The organism is Treponema primitia ZAS-1 (genome assembly GCF_000297095.1).
GTDB classification, from domain to species: Bacteria; Spirochaetota; Spirochaetia; order Treponematales; family Breznakiellaceae; genus Termitinema; species Termitinema primitia_A.
The window spans coordinates 33985-51412 of sequence record NZ_AEEA01000030.1; the positions used below are offsets into that span (position 1 = coordinate 33985).

At 52.7% G+C, this 17428-nt stretch carries 12 protein-coding genes; 2 read left to right on the forward strand and 10 right to left on the reverse strand.

Features of this window, described 5'->3' with window-relative positions; translation table 11 throughout:
* Window position 1 precedes the first annotated feature (1 nt).
* A complete protein-coding gene (locus TPRIMZ1_RS0104590) occupies window positions 2-4465 on the reverse strand; it encodes an acyl-CoA dehydratase activase (RefSeq protein WP_038077864.1) in 4464 nt (1487 codons plus the stop codon).
* Between the two features lie 108 nt (window positions 4466-4573).
* Between TPRIMZ1_RS0104590 and rpoN the strand changes: the two genes are divergently transcribed.
* Both rpoN and hpf read left to right on the forward strand, forming a co-directional pair.
* Window positions 4574-5953, forward strand: a complete 1380-nt coding sequence (gene rpoN / locus TPRIMZ1_RS0104595) for an RNA polymerase factor sigma-54 (RefSeq protein WP_010255694.1) — start codon at window positions 4574-4576, stop codon at window positions 5951-5953.
* A gap of 27 nt (window positions 5954-5980) precedes the next feature.
* The gene (hpf, locus tag TPRIMZ1_RS0104600) at window positions 5981-6322 is read left to right on the forward strand and encodes a ribosome hibernation-promoting factor, HPF/YfiA family (protein WP_010255696.1); all 342 of its coding nucleotides are present in this window, start codon (window positions 5981-5983) and stop codon (window positions 6320-6322) included.
* Between the two features lie 18 nt (window positions 6323-6340).
* Here the strand turns inward: hpf and TPRIMZ1_RS0104605 are convergent, their stop codons facing one another.
* From TPRIMZ1_RS0104605 to secD, 9 genes are all read right to left on the reverse strand, one after another.
* The gene (locus TPRIMZ1_RS0104605; RefSeq protein WP_010255698.1) at window positions 6341-7237 is read right to left on the reverse strand and encodes a M15 family metallopeptidase; all 897 of its coding nucleotides are present in this window, start codon (window positions 7235-7237) and stop codon (window positions 6341-6343) included.
* Window positions 7230-7799 carry an HD domain-containing protein gene (locus TPRIMZ1_RS0104610; protein WP_010255699.1) on the reverse strand — a complete coding sequence of 190 codons (570 nt, stop codon included), beginning with the start codon at window positions 7797-7799 and terminating at the stop codon, window positions 7230-7232. Before TPRIMZ1_RS0104610 ends, TPRIMZ1_RS0104605 begins: the two co-directional genes overlap by 8 nt.
* Window positions 7800-7808: 9 nt before the next feature.
* A complete protein-coding gene (locus TPRIMZ1_RS0104615; protein ID WP_010255701.1) occupies window positions 7809-10472 on the reverse strand; it encodes a valine--tRNA ligase in 2664 nt (887 codons plus the stop codon).
* Between the two features lie 402 nt (window positions 10473-10874).
* Window positions 10875-11369: a YdeI/OmpD-associated family protein gene (locus TPRIMZ1_RS0104620; RefSeq protein WP_010255703.1), complete on the reverse strand. Its 495-nt coding sequence runs from the start codon at window positions 11367-11369 to the stop codon at window positions 10875-10877.
* Window positions 11370-11612: 243 nt separating this feature from the next.
* The gene (locus tag TPRIMZ1_RS0104625) at window positions 11613-12722 is read right to left on the reverse strand and encodes an Ldh family oxidoreductase (protein ID WP_010255706.1); all 1110 of its coding nucleotides are present in this window, start codon (window positions 12720-12722) and stop codon (window positions 11613-11615) included.
* 184 nt (window positions 12723-12906) lie between these two features.
* A complete protein-coding gene (locus TPRIMZ1_RS0104630; protein WP_010255709.1) occupies window positions 12907-13521 on the reverse strand; it encodes a glycerol-3-phosphate responsive antiterminator in 615 nt (204 codons plus the stop codon).
* A 69-nt stretch (window positions 13522-13590) separates the two neighbouring features.
* A complete protein-coding gene (gene ispH / locus TPRIMZ1_RS0104635; protein WP_010255711.1) occupies window positions 13591-14469 on the reverse strand; it encodes a 4-hydroxy-3-methylbut-2-enyl diphosphate reductase in 879 nt (292 codons plus the stop codon).
* 4 nt (window positions 14470-14473) lie between these two features.
* Window positions 14474-15688 (reverse strand): protein translocase subunit SecF, encoded by a 1215-nt coding sequence (gene secF, locus TPRIMZ1_RS0104640; RefSeq protein WP_010255714.1) that lies wholly within the window; start codon window positions 15686-15688, stop codon window positions 14474-14476.
* A complete protein-coding gene (secD, locus tag TPRIMZ1_RS0104645) occupies window positions 15688-17427 on the reverse strand; it encodes a protein translocase subunit SecD (protein WP_010255716.1) in 1740 nt (579 codons plus the stop codon). Before secD ends, secF begins: the two co-directional genes overlap by 1 nt.
* Window position 17428 lies beyond the last annotated feature (1 nt).

A 17428-nucleotide genomic window follows, 5' to 3' on the forward strand; every position in this document is an offset into this window, starting at 1 on the left:
CCTAGGCAGTCCGGAGGGGAAGCTCGCCCTTTGGGCTCGGCGGAGTGTTCCGGGTATTCATGATCAGCATCTGCAAACGGTTTTCTATGTTCGCAAAGCTGGTATCCGGGTCATAATCCAGGGCAAGGATCTGAATACCGGGGTACTCTTCCTTAATGCGCTTTACAACCCCCCGCCCGGCAAAATGGTTGGGCAGGCAGCCAAAGGGCTGCAGGAGGATAAAGGATTTTACCCCCCGGGAGGCGCGATGCAGTATATCTGCGGCCATGAGAAAAGACTCGCCGGAACAGATCGAACGGTCTATGATAGGATCACTATACTTAGCCAGATCCGGCAATTGCAGGGCGGGTTCATACAGCGGATGTTTACGGGCCGACAGTTCCATAATACGCAGGGCAATATCAAAAAATTTATCCCCCATAAAGGCCCGCAGCATTTCAAACTTGGAATAGATCACCTGATAATTCTTAAACTTTGAAATGATATGCATAAGCATGAGGTTCCGGTATATATCGTACATCCGGGGAAGCTCCACCTCCATATTATTCTTTTCAAGGTATTCTTCAATATAAAAATTGGAACCCGGATGGTAGGTTAAAAGATATTCCCCGGTGATAAAAACCAGGGGCTTGCGTACGGACCGGTCGTAACGGACGGCGCGGACCGCCTTAATAGCCTTTCTATAGGCCCGGAGCGCACTCAGCATACCTCCCCGGCTCAGGGCATCGGCGATCTTATCCACCGAAACTTCAAACACCCGGTCGGTCTCCCCCTTTTCAAATTCGTAGGGGCGGATCTTACGGCGAAGATCCTCCAGGATTTCTACCATCACCAGACCCCAGCCCGCCCGGGCAAAGGACATTTCGCTTAATTTAAACCCCGGGTGAATATTTTTAAGATCGTGGATGTCCGTAGAAAAAATCGGCACCTGGGGGTAGCCCGCATCGTCCAGGGCTTTGCGGGTAAGGAACATATAGTTCACCAGACGGCAGTCGCAGTAGGTTTTCCCCGTACCGACAACCACCTCATCGGGATTGTACTCCCCGCTCTTCAAAACCGCCAGGGCTTCGCCGATAAGCATCTGGGCGGGAAAACAACTATCGTTGTGTACATATTTCTTGCCCAGCTGAATAGCTTCTCTGCCGCCCATGGGCAGGGGGGCAACCTTGAAGCCCTGCTTTCCGATTGCTGCGGACATGACCTTGCAGAAGGACCGGCTTACATTGGGTATCAGAAATATTTTATCCTTGTTTTTCTTGGTAAATTTAACCGGATAGGGATCCTGCAGGGCTTTAATTTCCATCCTGCCCGCTTCCCGTTCCCGCCTGGCCTGGACGGTTTCGATAAAGGAACGGACCCGTATCCGCAGGGGGCCGGCCACTTCGCTTTCATCGAGTTTCAGGATAAGGGGCGCCTTTCCGGAAATCTCCTTCATGATACGGGTTACCTCATCGGTGTAAATCGCATCGTGCCCGCAGCCGAAACTGAATATCTGCACATACTCAAGGGCGGGATGCTGAGCGGTATATATAGCCCCGGAGAGAAGCCGCGCATGGTTACTGTTGTTAATGTCCAGCATGGTCCGGGAAAGCTCCAGGTCCTTCAGCCCCTCAAGGGCGTCCACCGTAATAACCGGGATGCCCCAGTTGGTAAAATAACGGGATAACTGGTGGTTTACCATCTCATCAAACTGATAATGACGCCCGGTTATAACCACGGCGAATTTTCCTTCCCGTTCCGCCCCGGCGATAATGCGGGAACCTTCCACCACCAGATCCGTATTGAAGCGCTTCAGGGAGGCATCCCCCTGGGCAATGGCGTTGAGAACGGCTTCCCGGGGAATACCGTAGGTATCCTGCATATAGCGGCAGAGCTGCCGGTCCCGGTCATCCTGTTTAAACCAATGGAAAACCGGATCATCCAGGGGGATGTTCCAGTTGCGCTGGGGATCGTCGGAATATTTCACCACCAGGGGATATCCCTTGAGCACCGGACAGGTATAGGTACTGAGGGGCTCGGGATTATCCGGGGGAAGATGCACAAAGAGGGGCAGGAAAATACGATCAACCTTACTGGCGATTAAATCGTGGATATGCCCGTGGACGAGCTTTGCGGGAAAACATACCGTATCGGAAGCTACGGACTGGAGACCCCGGTCAAAGAGCTTGCGGGTACTGGGGTGGGAAATCCTGGTCTTAAAGCCCAGGGCTTGAAAAAAGGTGGTAAAGAAAGGCATGGTGCGCCAGAAGTCCAAAACCCGGGGCAGACCAATGGTAATATTTCTATCCGGACATACCGGGGTAACCGGATAATCGGCGAAGAGCAGTTTTTCCCGGAACTTAATCATATCCGGAACCGCATCCATCTGGGTATTGATCAGTTTAATTTTTTCCCGGACAGCAGCATCCTCAAGGCTGCCGATTACCTCTCCCCGCTCGCAGCGATTCCCCGTAACCCAGGTCATTCGCCCGCCGCCGGAAGGTCCGTCGGAATTTTTTCCATAAAAAAAGTTGACCAGAGTGCGGTTACAGTTGTTCGTACAAAAGCTGCACCTATTATTCGTTTCCTGGGTATAATCAAAATCCGCCACGGCATCCAGGCCGATAAAACGGGTCTTGTCCGCAGAGCCATGGGGGGACGTGAAACCCCGGGCGGCGATATGTTTTTTTGTAAGCAGGGCAATACCGATTGCCCCCATCTCCCCCGGATAGGGGGCGCGGATTACCGGCTTCTCCAGGTACTGTTCCAGGGCGCGGAGTACCGCATTGTTTTTAAAAGTACCCCCCTGTACGACAATCTTGTCTCCCAGTTCGGCGAAGTTTGATATACGGATAACCTTGGTAAACACATTTTCTATTATGGAACGGCACAGGCCGGCCATAATATCCTCCGCCTGTTTCCCGTTTTTCTGTTCCGTAATAATAGTACTGTTCATAAACACCGTACAGCGGCTTCCCAGCTCCGCGGGATTTTTCGCGTTAAAGGCAGCTTCCGCAATGTTACTCACCGGAATATTGAGATTGGAAGCGAAATTCTCCAGGAATGAACCGCAGCCCGACGAACAGGCTTCGTTGAGGGTAATATTGGTAACGATGCCATCGGCTATGGTAATAGCCTTCATATCTTGGCCGCCGATATCCAGGATAAACGTGACCCCATCCATATACTTCTGGGCCGCCTCGGCGTGGGCCACGGTTTCCACCGTATGGTAATCGGCGCCGAAGGCCTTATCGAAGAGCAGTTCACCGTAACCGGTGGTACCCATGGCGATTATTTCCAGGGTCACCCCCATATCATCGTACTTCTTTTTCAGATCCACCAGGGCCTGTTTTATAACCCGCAGGGGCTCACCTTTATTGTTGGAATAAAAGCTGTCCACCACATTTTCATCTTCATCCAGGAGCACAAATTTTGAGGTGGTGGAACCCGCATCGATCCCCAGATACACCCGCAGGGTATTCCCCCGTTGTACCGCCGTAGGATGGGGCAGGTCGGGAAGTTTATGCCGTTCCTCGAATACGCTGCGCTCCCCGGGGGTGTCAAAATACTGCTTTCGTGTTACCGGGATGGAGGCGCTGATAGTTTCGCGGTAATGGGCAAGGGCGGAAAGGGCCTTCTCCGGCTGGAATGTCGAAGTTTCCTGTAAAAACATTTCGTCCAACGACAGCGCCGTACCATAGGCTATCAGGGTTTCCGGATTTTCCGGGCGGATAATATCCGCTTCCTTAAGGCCGAGCCTTTCGGCAAAGACCCGGATCAGGGTGGGGTTAAAGGTAAGGGGCCCCCCTTCAAAGATGATAGGAGGCTTAAGCGCAAGCCCCTGGGCAAGGCCGCCGATAGTCTGTTTGACAATGGCGTGAAAGGCGGAAAGGGCGATATCCTCCGGCAGCCCCCCCTGGTTCAGCAGGGGCTGGATATCGGTTTTGGCAAAGACCCCGCAGCGGCCGGAAATATCGTAGACCGCGGTACCCTTCGCGGCCAGGGCTTCAAATTGTTCCACCGGGGTCCGCAGGAGGGAAGCCACTTCGTCGATAAACGCCCCGGTTCCCCCGGCGCAGCTCCCGTTCATACGCATATCCGAAGCGACAAGCCGTTTTATCCCTTCGTCATAATAAAAAAAGACCACCTTGGCGTCCTGGCCGCCCAATTCTACGGCAACCCGGGCCTGGGGATAGAAAATACGCACCGCGATGGCGTTTGCCACCACCTCCTGGATATAATGGGCGTGTATGGCCTCCGCAATGGGCTTACCCCCGGAACCGCAAACCGCAGTTTTAAACTCAATCCCGGGGAAAAGGGAGAAAACTTCGGTTAAAAGGGTATGTACCGTCTCGGATTGGTACGCATTATGCCGTTCATATCGGGAAAATAGGATTTTTTTACTTACCGGCTCCATTACGACCACTTTTACCGTGGTGGAGCCCACGTCTATGCCTAAACGCAGGGATGAATAATCTTGATTCATGGATAAGATTATAATAATGATTATCAAAAAAATCTACAAGGGCGATTACCGGTATTTGCGCTTGACAAAGATCTATACTGGAATGATAGTTCTATTAGGAGCTAATCGGTGCAACTTCAGCGTCCATCCTTTATTCAGGAACAACGCCTCAGACTGAATCCCCAGCAGATTCAGTCTATCAAGCTGATGGGCCTCCCTATCGTTGATTTACGGGAAAAAATAGAGGAAGAAATAGAACGGAACCCCGCCTTGGAGGTTTTGGAAGACCATACCCTACTCTCCCTGGACGCCGCCTATGCCCCACGGAAGGAAGAATACGATTATTTTGAGACCAGTTCGGATTCCGGTTTTGTCCGCAAGGGTGGGGATGAGGAGAGCGCGGAACGGCATAAATTTCTGGAAGGGGCGCTTTCAAGGCCCGAAACGCTCCAGGAACACCTTCTCTGGCAGTTTAAACTTGAAGTCCTGGATGATGAGCTCCGCCGTATCGGGGAGCTGCTCATCCAGAACCTGAACGAAGACGGTTTCCATAAGGAGCCGGTGGATCTGCTCCTAAAACATGAAAACCCGGCCCATATTGCCGGGGTGATCGCCCTGATCCGCTCCCTGGATCCGGTGGGGACCTGTACCGCCGATTACCGGGAAAGCCTCCGGGTCCAGGCAGCCCTCCTTCCCAAGGCGCCCCCGGGAATAATTGATGTTTTGGATTACCTGGAACCCCTTGAGCGGGGCAGGATTGCGGAGGTCACCCGGAAACTGGGCCGTACCGAAGAGGATTTACGCGCCTGTTTTGAGCGTATCAAGGAGCTTTCCCCCTTCCCCGGCCGGCGTTTTGCTGCCGATACCACCCGGTATGTGGTTCCCGATGTACAGGTGATCCGGAAGGAGGGGGAATTCGTTATCATCCTCAACGATGAGGAGATTCCGGTTCTGGGGATCAACCCTTTTTTCATGAAGATCGCCGGCCATACCGGCGGTACACCCGGCGAAAAGGCGGATGATAAACCCGCTCGGGACTTTGTTAAGGAAAATATCAAAGAAGCCCGGTGGTTTATCCAGTCGATCAACGAGCGGAACCATACCCTCCTGCGGGTTTCCCGGGCAATTGTAGAATTTCAGCGGCCTTTTTTTGTGAACGGCCCCAAGCACATCGCCCCCCTGACCCTGCGGGACATAGCCCAGGAACTGGGACTCAACGAATCGACCATATCCCGAACCGCCCGGGGTAAGTACATGCAAACCGAGTGGGGAATTTTTGAAATCCGTCATTTCTTTACCAATTCTATCAGCGGCGCCGGTTCGGGCGGATCACAGTATTCCAAAGAGGGGGTTAAGGAGATAATTAAGGAACTTATCACCACCGAAGCGCGGCATTTTTCTGATAAGGAAATCACCGAACTTCTTTCTACGAAGGGAATCCCCCTGGCCCGGCGCACCGTTGCTAAATACCGTAATGAACTGGATCTAGGATCATCCTATACCCGGTAGAAGTATAGACAAAAAAAGGAGAAGATTATGAATACAGAAGTTAAGGCTGTCCATTTTACCCTGAGGGATGACGCCCGGGAGTATTTGGACCGGAAAATCGCCCGAATCCCCAATGCGGAAAATATGATCATCGATCTGTTGGTTACCCTGACCAAGGAAGCCAAGGACTTTTCCGCAGAAGTCAAGGTGAACTTCCGGTGGGGGGTCTCAATCCATCTAAAAGAAACAGATTTCGAGCTCAACCCCGCGATTGATAAGCTCATGGGCAAACTGGAAACTAAAATTATCAAGGAAAAGGAAAAGGTTAAGGACGTAAAGGAAAAAGAACGGGCGGAGGAAAAGCGGGATACATCCTTTACGCCTTCTTAAGTTTTGCCTTCTATTCCCTTACCGGGTATTCTCCCACTGGTGGATAAACTGCAGCGCGTATTGCTGTATCCCGTCGAAGTAGGTGTCGATGAAGGCAGCGAGTTCCGGCCCCACGTAACGATAGTGCCAGCTTTCCCAAACATAGCCGGTTACCGCCTCGTAGCCGTCGGGAAAGGATAGGGACCAGCCGAAGCGGGCGGCATTGGGCAGTATCCAGCGGCCCGCGGGGGTTTTGGCAAAGCTGTCATCGATGGGGCCAAAGTCCATGACCAGGCCGGTTTGATGCTGACTATAACCGGGGCGGGCGGAAAGCCGGTCCGCTTCTTCCTGACCATCTTCACGGACATTGCGGGCATAGACCTCCACCTGGTAATCATAGGAACGGTAACTTGAGGCGGCGAGAAATACGACCCCTTCCGCTTGGGCGGCGTAGGCCATGGCTGTTAAGGCATTGGCGGCTGCCCGGCGGAGCATAAGGCCCCGGCGGTTTATCTGATACGCGCCGCCGGTAAGTTCCACCAGATCCTCCGGTTCATAGCCTTCGGGAAGGGCGTGGGCCTTGTCTACCAAGCGCCAAAGATAGGGGTCCCCCTCCAGGCAGGCCAGAAGGTCCAGGATAAAGTTGGGGCCATCCGCGGCGGCAGCCATAATCCGGCGGGAAAGATCCCCGGGGATCAGTGCCTTGGATAGGACCTGACGCATCTTTTCCGAAAAAACCAGTTCCGAATCCGCCCCGGCGATTACCGTCCCGGTTAAGCCGGAATCTCCGGCAATGGTTCCGGCGCCGCCAACGGCGAGGTTTCCCACCCCTGCCTGCTGCGGGGTTTCAGAAGGGGAACAGGAAACTAGCAGCAATACTATTGGTATAAACCATAGAATAGACCAAACAGCCCCGGCCGATAGGGGCTTAATCATTTCCGGTCCCCTGGTTGGTAAAAACGGACACGTACTTTCTCCTGGATTCCACCAGGGAATTCAGTTCCCCCAGCATGGCCGTATTAACCTCTTCGGCGATGGGAATGATGTACTTCACCGTCTCCTCGGTGTAACGGCCGATAAATTCAACGTTGAGCACAAATCCAAGGGAGATCATATTTGATATGCGATCCGCTACCTTGAGGATCTTCGCCTCCCGGGAAGCGCTTTCCCGGATACGGGTAAGAAACTCCGGTTTGGTCTCGTTGGGAAAACGGGTTACTTCTAACACCAGATCGTACACCTCCGGGCCTTCAAAATCGGTAGCCAAAAGGAGGTTGTGGTTAAAATCCGGAACATCCTCGATCAGATCGTGGACAATAGACGCTTTGAGAAGCACCGAATCGATGTATCCGTAGTCGATCAGGGTGGCCATGGTATCGAGCTGATGCCGGAACATATTGCCCCCGCCCTCCCGGACTTTACCGATAAGCGCAGTGGCAAGCTGCATATAGGGAGCGAGAAAGGTTCCTTTTAGGCGAAGCATTTCTTCGGTGGTCATTGCCGCTCCTCAGGCCATATCACGGATATAGGATTCCAGTTTGCCCGTCCGTTTCCGGGCATCCTCAAGCTTTAGTTTTTCTGCGGCAATCAGTTCCGCCGGGGCATTCTTCAGAAAATTTTCATTGGCCAATTTTGATTCCAGCCCCCCGATATATTTCAGGTCCTTTTCGATATCCTTGGTAAATTTCTGTTTGAGCTGGCCCAGATCCGCCGCTTCCGCAATATACACAAAGGCTTCAAATCCGGAGCCCACCACGGCGATAGATCCCTGGGGCCGGCTCCCCTCCCCTCCGGTTTGATCGCCTTCCAGGTTTGCTATGCCCGCCAGGAGTTTTACGAGCTCTGCGTTTTCGCTGAGTATCCTCCCCTTGGCCTCTCCAAGCCGGACCAGGACCCGCACTTTTTTCTCCGGACTTATGGTACATTCGCTGCGGAGCGTCCTGACCAGAACGACCAGTTCCTGCAAAAACACAAAGTCCGCCTCCGCCTTAGGATCGTACTTTTTCTCATCGTACACCGGATAGGCGGCGTTGATAAGCTGTTCCTGCGCGGCGCTGCAAGTTGCGGCGTTAAGCTTACCGTAGATTTCCTCGGTAACAAAGGGCAGCAGGGGATGGAGGAGCCGCAGCGATTGTGCGAGCACATCCAGGAGTACCGTAGTAGCCCGGTCCTTTTCAGTATCACTGCCGGATTTAAGGGAAAGCTTGGTGGCTTCCACATACCAGTCACAAAAATCGTTCCAGAAATATTCATAGGCCGTCTGAGCAGCATCGTTATAGCGGTAGGACAGAAATGCTTCGGTAAGGGTCTTAGCCGCGCCGTTAAGCCGGGAGTAAATCCACTTGTCCGCTGGAAGGAGGCTTGGACTTGCAACCAAATTCCGGCCTTCCAGGTTCATCAGGATGTAGCGGCTGGCATTCCAGATTTTGTTGACGAATTTGGAACCCATCTTAAAGGATTCCTTGTCCACCAGCAGGTCCTGCCCCTGGGCGCACATAAAGGCCAGGGTAAACTTGAGGGCGTCGGCGCCGAACTCGTCCACCAGTTCCAGGGGGTCCAAGCCGTTCCCCAGGCTCTTGCTCATCTTCCGGCCCTGCTTGTCCCGGATAAGCCCGTGGATATAGATGTCCCGGAAGGGAACCCTGCCGGTAAACTCCAGCCCTGCCATGATCATCCGGGAAACCCAGAAGAAGATAATGTCGTAGGCGGTTACCAATGCTGTGGTTGGATAAAAGGTTTTAAGATCCGCCGTATCTTCCGGCCATCCTAAGGTACTGAAGGGCCAGAGCCAGCTGGAAAACCAGGTATCCAGCACGTCCGGGTCCTGCTCAATATTTTTGGAACCGCAGTGGGGACAGACGGAAAGATCGGTCCGGGAAACGGCGGTTTTGCCGCAGTCCGCACAGTACCATGCGGGAATACGGTGGCCCCACCAAAGCTGGCGGCTTACACACCAGTCCCGGATATTTTCCATCCAATGCTGATAGGTGTTTTCCCATTTTTTCGGGTAGAAGATTATCTCCCCCTGCCGCCATGCCGCCAGGGCTTTATCCGCCAGGGGCTTCATCCGCACAAACCACTGCTCCGAAAGGAAGGGCTCTATCACCGTATGACAGCGGTAACAGTGCCCCACCGCATGGGTGATATCTTCTTCTTTAATGTAAAAACCACCGGCCTTAAGGTCCTCCAGGACTACTTCCCGGGCTTTCTTAACCGGGAGGCCCCGGTATTTTTCCGGAACCGCATCATTGAGCTTCCCATCGGGGGTGAGGATATTGATCACCGGAAGTTCATGCCGCTTGGCCACTTCCCAGTCGTTTGGGTCATGGGCGGGGGTTATCTTCACCACCCCGGTACCAAACTCCCTATCCACATAGGTATCAAGGACCACAGGGATTTCCCGGCCCGTCAGGGGGAGAATCACCTTCTTTCCAGCCAACGCCGTATAACGCTCGTCCTCCGGGTGGACCGCCACGGCGGTGTCCCCCAGCATAGTCTCCGGCCGGGTGGTAGCCAGTTCCACAAATTTTCCCGCAGAATCTACAACCGGGTAGCGCAGGTGGTACATCTTACCCGGAGTATCCTCGTGGTCCACCTCGTCGTCCGACAGGGCAGTCCCGCAGGAGGGACACCAATTTACCAGATAATTCCCTTTATACAGAAGATCCCGCTCGTAGAGGGTAACAAAAACCTCCCGGACCGCCTTAGACAGGCCTTCGTCCAGGGTAAACCGTTCCCGGGACCAGTCCACGCTGGCCCCTATCCGCTCTAACTGCCGGGAAATAATAGCGTGATGTTCGTTCTTAACCTTCCACGTCTCTTCGACAAACTTTTCCCGCCCCAGGTCGTGCCGACTCTGCCCCTTAGCCTTAAGCCGCCTTTCCACCACATTTTGGGTAGCGATCCCCGCATGATCCGTGCCTGGCACCCACAGGGTAGGCTCCTCCCGCATACGGTGGAAGCGGACGACGATGTCCTGGAGGGAATTATTCAGCCCATGCCCCAGGTGAAGGACACCGGTAACGTTTGGGGGCGGGATGACCACCGTAAAGGGGGTCCCCTTCCCGTCCCCGGGGCGGGGTTTAAAAGCGCCGGTCTCCTGCCATTGGGCATAGATACGGTCTTCGAAGGATTTGGGATCAAAGGCTTTTTCTAGTTCAATTGCCCGCATTGCGTCTCCTCTGGGGGTTTATATAATAGTATAAAAATGAGGTAAAGTATTCAACCGGGGGTTTGGACTATTTATCGGATTTATTGGCAAAGACGGGCGAGGGGAGGGGCATACCCGTCTTCATGTGCATGTAGAGTCTGTCTCCGCAGCCCCACTACGTGGGTCTACTACGACAGGGAATTCCATATACATGAAGCCAGGTATGCCCCTCCCCTCGCCCGCCGGTGTCACAGTCCTGGAATAAACAATTCTCCGGTTATCACATTGTACTTTAAACGGTGGGGGGATATATTTGCTACGGCTAATACCTTTTCAGGTACTCCTTAACGTTATTTTGATTTGCTTGTAGGACAAGCACAGCTCCCTGGCAAATTCATCCAATTCAATAATCATTTTATCTTTCTACGGTTTATTTCTACCAACAAATTTTCCATTCCCCAATAAAAAGTCTATTGCTTTTTTGATATTTTTATCAATACTTTTTTCTGTTTTTAAGAATGAAATATATCTAATAATTTCATGTTGTCTGGAAGGGGGTAATCCGTCAAATACTATTTTTGCGTTACCGTTTTCTTCAAGAGCCTTTACAAATTCAGGGTGAGGAGTTATTTTCCTTTCACTTGAGTCAAATGTTATTGACAGTTTTATTGTTTCTCCAATTCTATCCGGTGAATTTTTCAGCATTGTTGTATTAATATATAATCGCCAATAACCTTTAAATTTCACCAATGTCTGTTTATACGGTTTATCATTTATATTCCCTTTAATAGGAATAGGCCCCTTTTCTTTCCCGGCCTGTTTAAATATGTCCTTTAAAATATTTTCCGGTACAAATACAAATGGATTTATCCCAATCATATCAATATCTGCTTTAAATTTGTGTATTGTTAACGCCATATCCTACTCCACCCCGGTATGTGAACCCAGCCTAGGGAAGCTCCTTCTTCGTCCTGTAACACAGGCGGGCGTGGGGAGGGGCATACCCGGCTTCATGTATATGGAATTCCCCGCTGTAGTAGACCCGCGCAGCGGGGCTGCGGAAGCGGACTCTACATGCACATGAAGACGGGTATGTCCTTCCCCACGCCCGTATATGCGACAAGTCCGAAAAAAAGCTAAAGCTTCACCGGGGCTACGTCCTTAGAAATTGAAGGCATAAGCATCAAGCTTATACTCTTCCTTCAACTGTTTTACCGTTTTCTTGAGACTCTCGTTCAAAGGAACGCCCTTTTCCTTTCTGTCCAGCCAGGCTAGATATTCCTTCTCTCCCGCAGTGTAGATCCGGTCATGGCCGGGCATTTTTCTCGAAGCCCGCAGATCCCGCAAAATATCGCCGACCGTCTTTTTGAAGGCGTCAAGTTCCGTAAAGGCGTTTATGTCTATGGCAATAAAGAAATGCCCAAGATGATAGGGAACCTTCTTACCATTTGAGTCTATGCCGCTCAGGGCCTTTAAGAAGGCCCCTTGCTGCAGGGCGGCGGAGAGGATCTCCACCACCGTGGCGTAGCCATAACCCTTGTACCCGGCGGTATCATCCCCCAGTCCGCCCAGGGGCGCCAAGGCGTAGGTCCCCTTGGTCAGCCCGTCCAGGGCCTTGGCAGGATCGGTTTCGCTGTTGCCCTGGTTATCAATAACCCAGCCTTGAGGCATTTTTTTACCTATCCTATCGTAATGTTCAATTTTCCCCCGCTGGGAAACCGAGGTGGCGCAATCAAGCACAAAGGGGAAGTCTTCATCCGAGGGAATTCCCACGGTTAAAGGGTTTGTCCCCAGCATATTTTCAACACCAAAGGTGGGAGCTATGGAAGGCCGGGCGTTGGTACCGGTAATGCCTATCATCCCCGCCTTGGTCGCCATGGTGGCGTAGTACCCCGCAATGCCGTAATGGGTGGAATTTCTCGCCACCACCATACCCATGCCGTACTTTTTCGCCTTATCAATGGCCATCTGCATGGCTTTCTTCCCAACCACCTGGCCCATACCGTCATGGCCGTCCACCACCGCCGTGGCAAGACCGTCCTTTACCACCTCAAAATTGGTAAGCGGAAACTGGATGCCCTCCTTGATCCGGTCTATATAGATAGGCTTAAACCGCCCTACCCCGTGGGAATCGATGCCCCGCTTATCGGACTCGATCAACACCTCCGCACAGACCGCCGCATCAGCAGCCGGCACGCCGACTTTTACGAAGACATCCTTCATAAAAGCCTCCATCTTGTCAAAACTCTCGTAAACCGTATTCTGAGCCATACAAACCTCCGGTTAAAGAAAAAAAAGAGCACAACAAAATAACCATCCGGCTATTTTGCTGTGCTCTTTATCTCTTCAGCAAATTAGATACCTAAAGAATTAGGAATAGGTGGCCCGCTTTTACACAAACCTTTTTATACCATACTACTTGGGCAGCAAAAAATCAAGACGATTATCCGGAGAATCAGCAATTCCTCATTCCTTGGAGGAGTTCCGGATTTGATGTGGAAACCGCAATTGCCCCGGCTTTCAGGGCGTTCTGTATATCCTCCGTATCCGAAATAAGCCCCCCGGCGATGACGGGCTTTTTCGTGATATGGGCGATCTTGTTTATAATCTTTGGCATTACCCCGGGGAGAATTTCCACCGCATCGGCGTGGTCCAGGGGAAACTGTTTTTCGATATTAAGGAGGGCCATGGAATCGAGGACAAAAAAACGCTGAATGGTCAGAAAGCCCAGAAGCTTAGCATGTTTAATCAAATTGGCCTTGGTGGAAAGAATGCCATCCGCCCGGGTATTTTCCCAGAGGAAATCTACGGCGATCTCCCGGGCGGACAATCCTTCTATAAGATCAAGATGGACCATGGCGATTTTTCCCGCATCTTTTATCCTGGCCACCGTAGCGGGAATACTAAGGATATCCCCAAAGAGGATAAAAACAATATCACTGGTGGTTTCAAGCTGCTGTTCCAGCGCCTCCGCAGATTTCACTGCGGATATCACCGGAGTTTTTTGCAGCAAAGCAAAAAACTCTTCCGGCGCCAGGACGCGCCGTTTTTTAACCAGAATAGTTTTCATATTCGTCACATGATCCCACCTAACATGTTCCCTGTCAACGCGCAGGGACAAAAAAGTATACCGAGGCCCCTATGACGATACCTGCAGGGCGTTTTCAATGGCGTCAATTAACCCGTCCGGCGTTGATGCCCCGGCGCAGAGCCCCAGGGTGTTATAGGCGCCTAGCCCGTCGGGAATATCTGCGGCATTCTCAACCAACCACGCCGGCTTGCCCCTGCCCTGGGCATCCTCGAATGACTGGGCTATGGCCAGGAGCCGTCTGGTATTGGCCGAGTCGCTGCCCCCGGCTACAATGACCGCGTCGACCTGGGCGCAGAGCTCCCGCAGGCTGTCCTGACGGTCCCTGGTGGCGCGGCAAATAGTATTTATAATACGCAGATCCGGAAACAGTTTTCCTATCTCCGCCCCAATAGCGGCATACTCAGCTTCGGAAATAGTGGTCTGTCCTATCAGAGCGGTCCTGGCTTCCGGCTCCCGGGCGAAAAGTTTTTCCGCCGCCTCTCTGGCCTCCGGGGGGGTCCCCAGGATGATACAGTCCGGAGCGTAGCCCTGGATGCCGATTATCTCCGCATGCCGCCGCTCCCCGGCCAGGAAAACCCGGTACCCATCCCCGCACAGAGAACGGGCCTTTAACTGACTGGCTTTAACCTTAGGGCAGGTAGCGTCGATAAGTGTTGCCCGCCGCTTTGTAAGCGCCGTCTCAAGGCCGGGGGTAATACCATGGGCGCGGATGATAACCGAAGAAGCGCTAAGATCCTCCGGAAGATGATCTTCCTCCAGAACCTCAAGGCCCCGTTTTTTAAGATCTTCCATTGCCTGGGGATTGTGAATCAGGGGACCCATGGCATATACGGCGGCGGCGGCTTGTAACAGCGCCGTATCCGCCATATCCATGGCCCGGCGCACCCCCATACAAAAACCAAGTACGCGGGCGCGAATTACCTTCATTGCTCTATGCGGAGGGCGCTAAAACAAATTTTTTCTTGGACCGCTTTGTCACCTGAACATCCCACCAATTGACAAACCCGGAGGCGACAAAAATGGTGGAATATACACCGGAAATCATACCCACCAGGAGCGCCAGGGCAAAGTCTTTCATGGACCCGGTGGTGAATATAAAGAGGGACAAAACCGCCAACATGGTGGTTACGGTGGTAATAATGGTGCGGCTCAGGGTTTCTGTTAAGGCCCGGTCCAGGATATTTACAAATTTGTCATCCGGATAAATGCGCCTAGTTTCCCTGATACGGTCAAAGATAACGATAGTATCGTTGATGGAATACCCAAGGATGGTCAGAATCGCAGCAATCGTGGTGGTGTTAAATTCCATCCGGGTCCAGGTAACAAAGGAGACGATAATAAGCGCATCATGGGCAATTGCAAGGACCGCGCCGACGGCGAACTGAGGCTTAAATCGTATGGAAGCGTAGATAAGGATGAGCAGCAGCGTAAGACCCATAAGGAGACCCGCCTGATCCGAAAGCTGCTTGGAGAACCGGGAACCCACATAGTCCGACCGGGTTACCGCCACACCGCCGGTTCCAAAGACCGTTTCCAGGCTGCTTATGATCTTCTCCGCAGGAATACCCTGACCGCCGTCAATTTCGCTGTCCTCCATGCGGACCATGAAACGCCGCTCGCTGTCTGCACCCAGAACCTGAACCGAAACAGTCCCAAGGGGAGACAATGCGCCCCGGACATCCTCTATCGCAATTTCCGGCAGATTATCGGGAAGATAGTGCAGTACATAGGGATCCGAACCAAGCACGGGGTTTCCCTGGGCGCTCTGGACCAGCTGCTGGGTAACGGCAGCGCCGCTGGTAGAATTGTCCACCCCAATGCCGTCCACCCGGGCCAAAGCGGCGCTTAAGTCGCCGATGGTCTGATAGTTGGCAAAGGGGAAACTATGGGTTACCCCTTCAACTCCCACGCCGGAGATGACAACGTAGAGGCCATTCCGATCCATAGAAACAGCAGCGTTACCCCTGCCGCTATAGGTCAAGCTAAGAGCCGTGGGAGCAAACTGCACTTCCTGAATAAGACCGGCTTGAAAATCGACCCCCAGGTTAAAACCCTTGATGGCATAGGAGATAATCCCCGCTGCGATCAACAACACGGAGAGGATCGCCGCAGGAATAAACAACTTGGAAAAACGAATGATCTTCATTATTTGACTCCCCTTGCCCAGCTTACTGAAAGCGTCTTGCTGCCTATCACATCGGTGCCGAAGTCAAAGATAAGCCGGGACACGAAGAGGGCCGTAAAGACCGATGAAAACACCCCGATGGCCAAGCTGACCGCGAAGCCCTGTATGGGGCCGGAACCAAGCTGGGAAAGGAACAGGGCAGCAATAAAGGTAGTGATATTAGAGTCCATGATGGCCCAAAAGGCTTTGTCAAAGCCCGCGTCAATCGCAGCCTTACGGCCCTTGCCAAGCCTCAATTCTTCCTTCATCCGTTCAAAGATGATCACATTGGCATCCACCGCCATACCGATGGTAAGAATAAACCCGGCGATACTGGGCAGGGTCAGGGTGAAGTTAAAGGCGGAAAGGATACTCCCCATAAGATAGATGTTCAGGAGCTGGGCGATCACCGCGTTTATCCCGGAACCTTTATAGAATACCAGCATAAAGACCATGACCACCACTAAGCCGCCGAGAAGGGCGAAGAGCCCTTGGCGTATGGTATCTTCCCCCAGGGAGGCCCCTATGGCCTGCTGGGTAATTACTTCAAGTTCCACCGGCAGCGCCGCAGTTCTGAGGGTTAACGCTATGGTATTCGCCTCGTCCAGATCAAACCCCGTCAGGCGCACCTGATCCCGAATAGCAGTCTGAATGGTAGCCTGGGATTTAACCCGGTCATCCAACACGATAGCCAGGGGCTGCCCCACATTGGCGGAGGTGAGCTGATAGAATATCTCCCCACCTTCGGCGTCCAGGAGGAAGGTAACCTCCGGCTTGCCGTCCAGATTGTTCCGTTCCACCACGGCGCTTTTAATATGGTTGCCGTCCAGACCTATTTCTTTCTTGATTGCCGTATAATCCAGGGTGCCATAGGCATTCCTGTTATGCTCGTCCAGCCCATACTTGTCCTTGGAATAGACCCCCCGAATAAGCACGTCAGCAGGAACCACCGAAGGATCAATAAGGTTTCCCGCACTGTCAAAGGTAGTGGTGGGATTAGCCGCGTAGTATTGGTTAAAGGCGGATGCCGCTTCCCGGTCCACAATGTGGAAGTTAAGGCTCCCCCTGCCCATGATGATAGAATTGATCCGCTCCGGGTCAGCGGCGCCGGGGATTTCCACATAGATCTGGTCGGCGCCCTGACGCCGTATCACCGGTTCGGTAAGGCCGAAGCGGTCAATCCGGCTGTTCAGCACTTCCAAGGCGCGGTTTACCGCATCTTCCCGGTCGGCTTCGGTCAATTCCCGGCCCAGCCTTTCCCGAAGGGCGTCCATGTCTGCCTGTAACACGATACTCAGGCCTCCGGACAAATCCAGCCCCAATTGAACTGCACTCTTCTGGAGGTCCTTTAGTTTAAAGATATTGTCCCGGTACCGGGTCTCTATGGTATCCAGGGCTTCCTGACGGCTGATAAAGCTGGAAAGCACCGCCCGGGCATCCCATACGGCGGTTTTTGCATCCCGATTATTTTTTTTGGCCAGGGTGGTGAGGAAAGACAGCCGTTCCGGCACATCCCCCCCCGAACGGGCGGCGTCTACCAATGTTTGAAGGTCTGCCTGGGCCGTCTCTGAGGCATATATTTTAATCTGCTCCCGGGAACCCAGGGCCAGAGCCTGATCTTCCTTGGGTATCATAAAATACCAACGAATGGTGGGAAATAAAAAAACAAAACACACCCCAATCGTTAAAAGGATGATGAAGAACCGGTATCGTTTACTCATG

Coding starts and splice junctions, on each gene's coding strand:
- TPRIMZ1_RS0104590 (WP_038077864.1), bottom strand. CDS start 4,465: ATGAATCAAGATTATTCATCCCTGCGTTTAGGCATAGACGTGGGCTCC.
- hpf (WP_010255696.1), top strand. CDS start 5,981: ATGAATACAGAAGTTAAGGCTGTCCATTTTACCCTGAGGGATGACGCC.
- TPRIMZ1_RS0104605 (WP_010255698.1), bottom strand. CDS start 7,237: ATGATTAAGCCCCTATCGGCCGGGGCTGTTTGGTCTATTCTATGGTTT.
- TPRIMZ1_RS0104610 (WP_010255699.1), bottom strand. CDS start 7,799: ATGACCACCGAAGAAATGCTTCGCCTAAAAGGAACCTTTCTCGCTCCC.
- TPRIMZ1_RS0104615 (WP_010255701.1), bottom strand. CDS start 10,472: ATGCGGGCAATTGAACTAGAAAAAGCCTTTGATCCCAAATCCTTCGAA.
- TPRIMZ1_RS0104620 (WP_010255703.1), bottom strand. CDS start 11,369: ATGGCGTTAACAATACACAAATTTAAAGCAGATATTGATATGATTGGG.
- TPRIMZ1_RS0104625 (WP_010255706.1), bottom strand. CDS start 12,722: ATGGCTCAGAATACGGTTTACGAGAGTTTTGACAAGATGGAGGCTTTT.
- TPRIMZ1_RS0104630 (WP_010255709.1), bottom strand. CDS start 13,521: ATGAAAACTATTCTGGTTAAAAAACGGCGCGTCCTGGCGCCGGAAGAG.
- ispH (WP_010255711.1), bottom strand. CDS start 14,469: ATGAAGGTAATTCGCGCCCGCGTACTTGGTTTTTGTATGGGGGTGCGC.
- secF (WP_010255714.1), bottom strand. CDS start 15,688: ATGAAGATCATTCGTTTTTCCAAGTTGTTTATTCCTGCGGCGATCCTC.
- secD (WP_010255716.1), bottom strand. CDS start 17,427: ATGAGTAAACGATACCGGTTCTTCATCATCCTTTTAACGATTGGGGTG.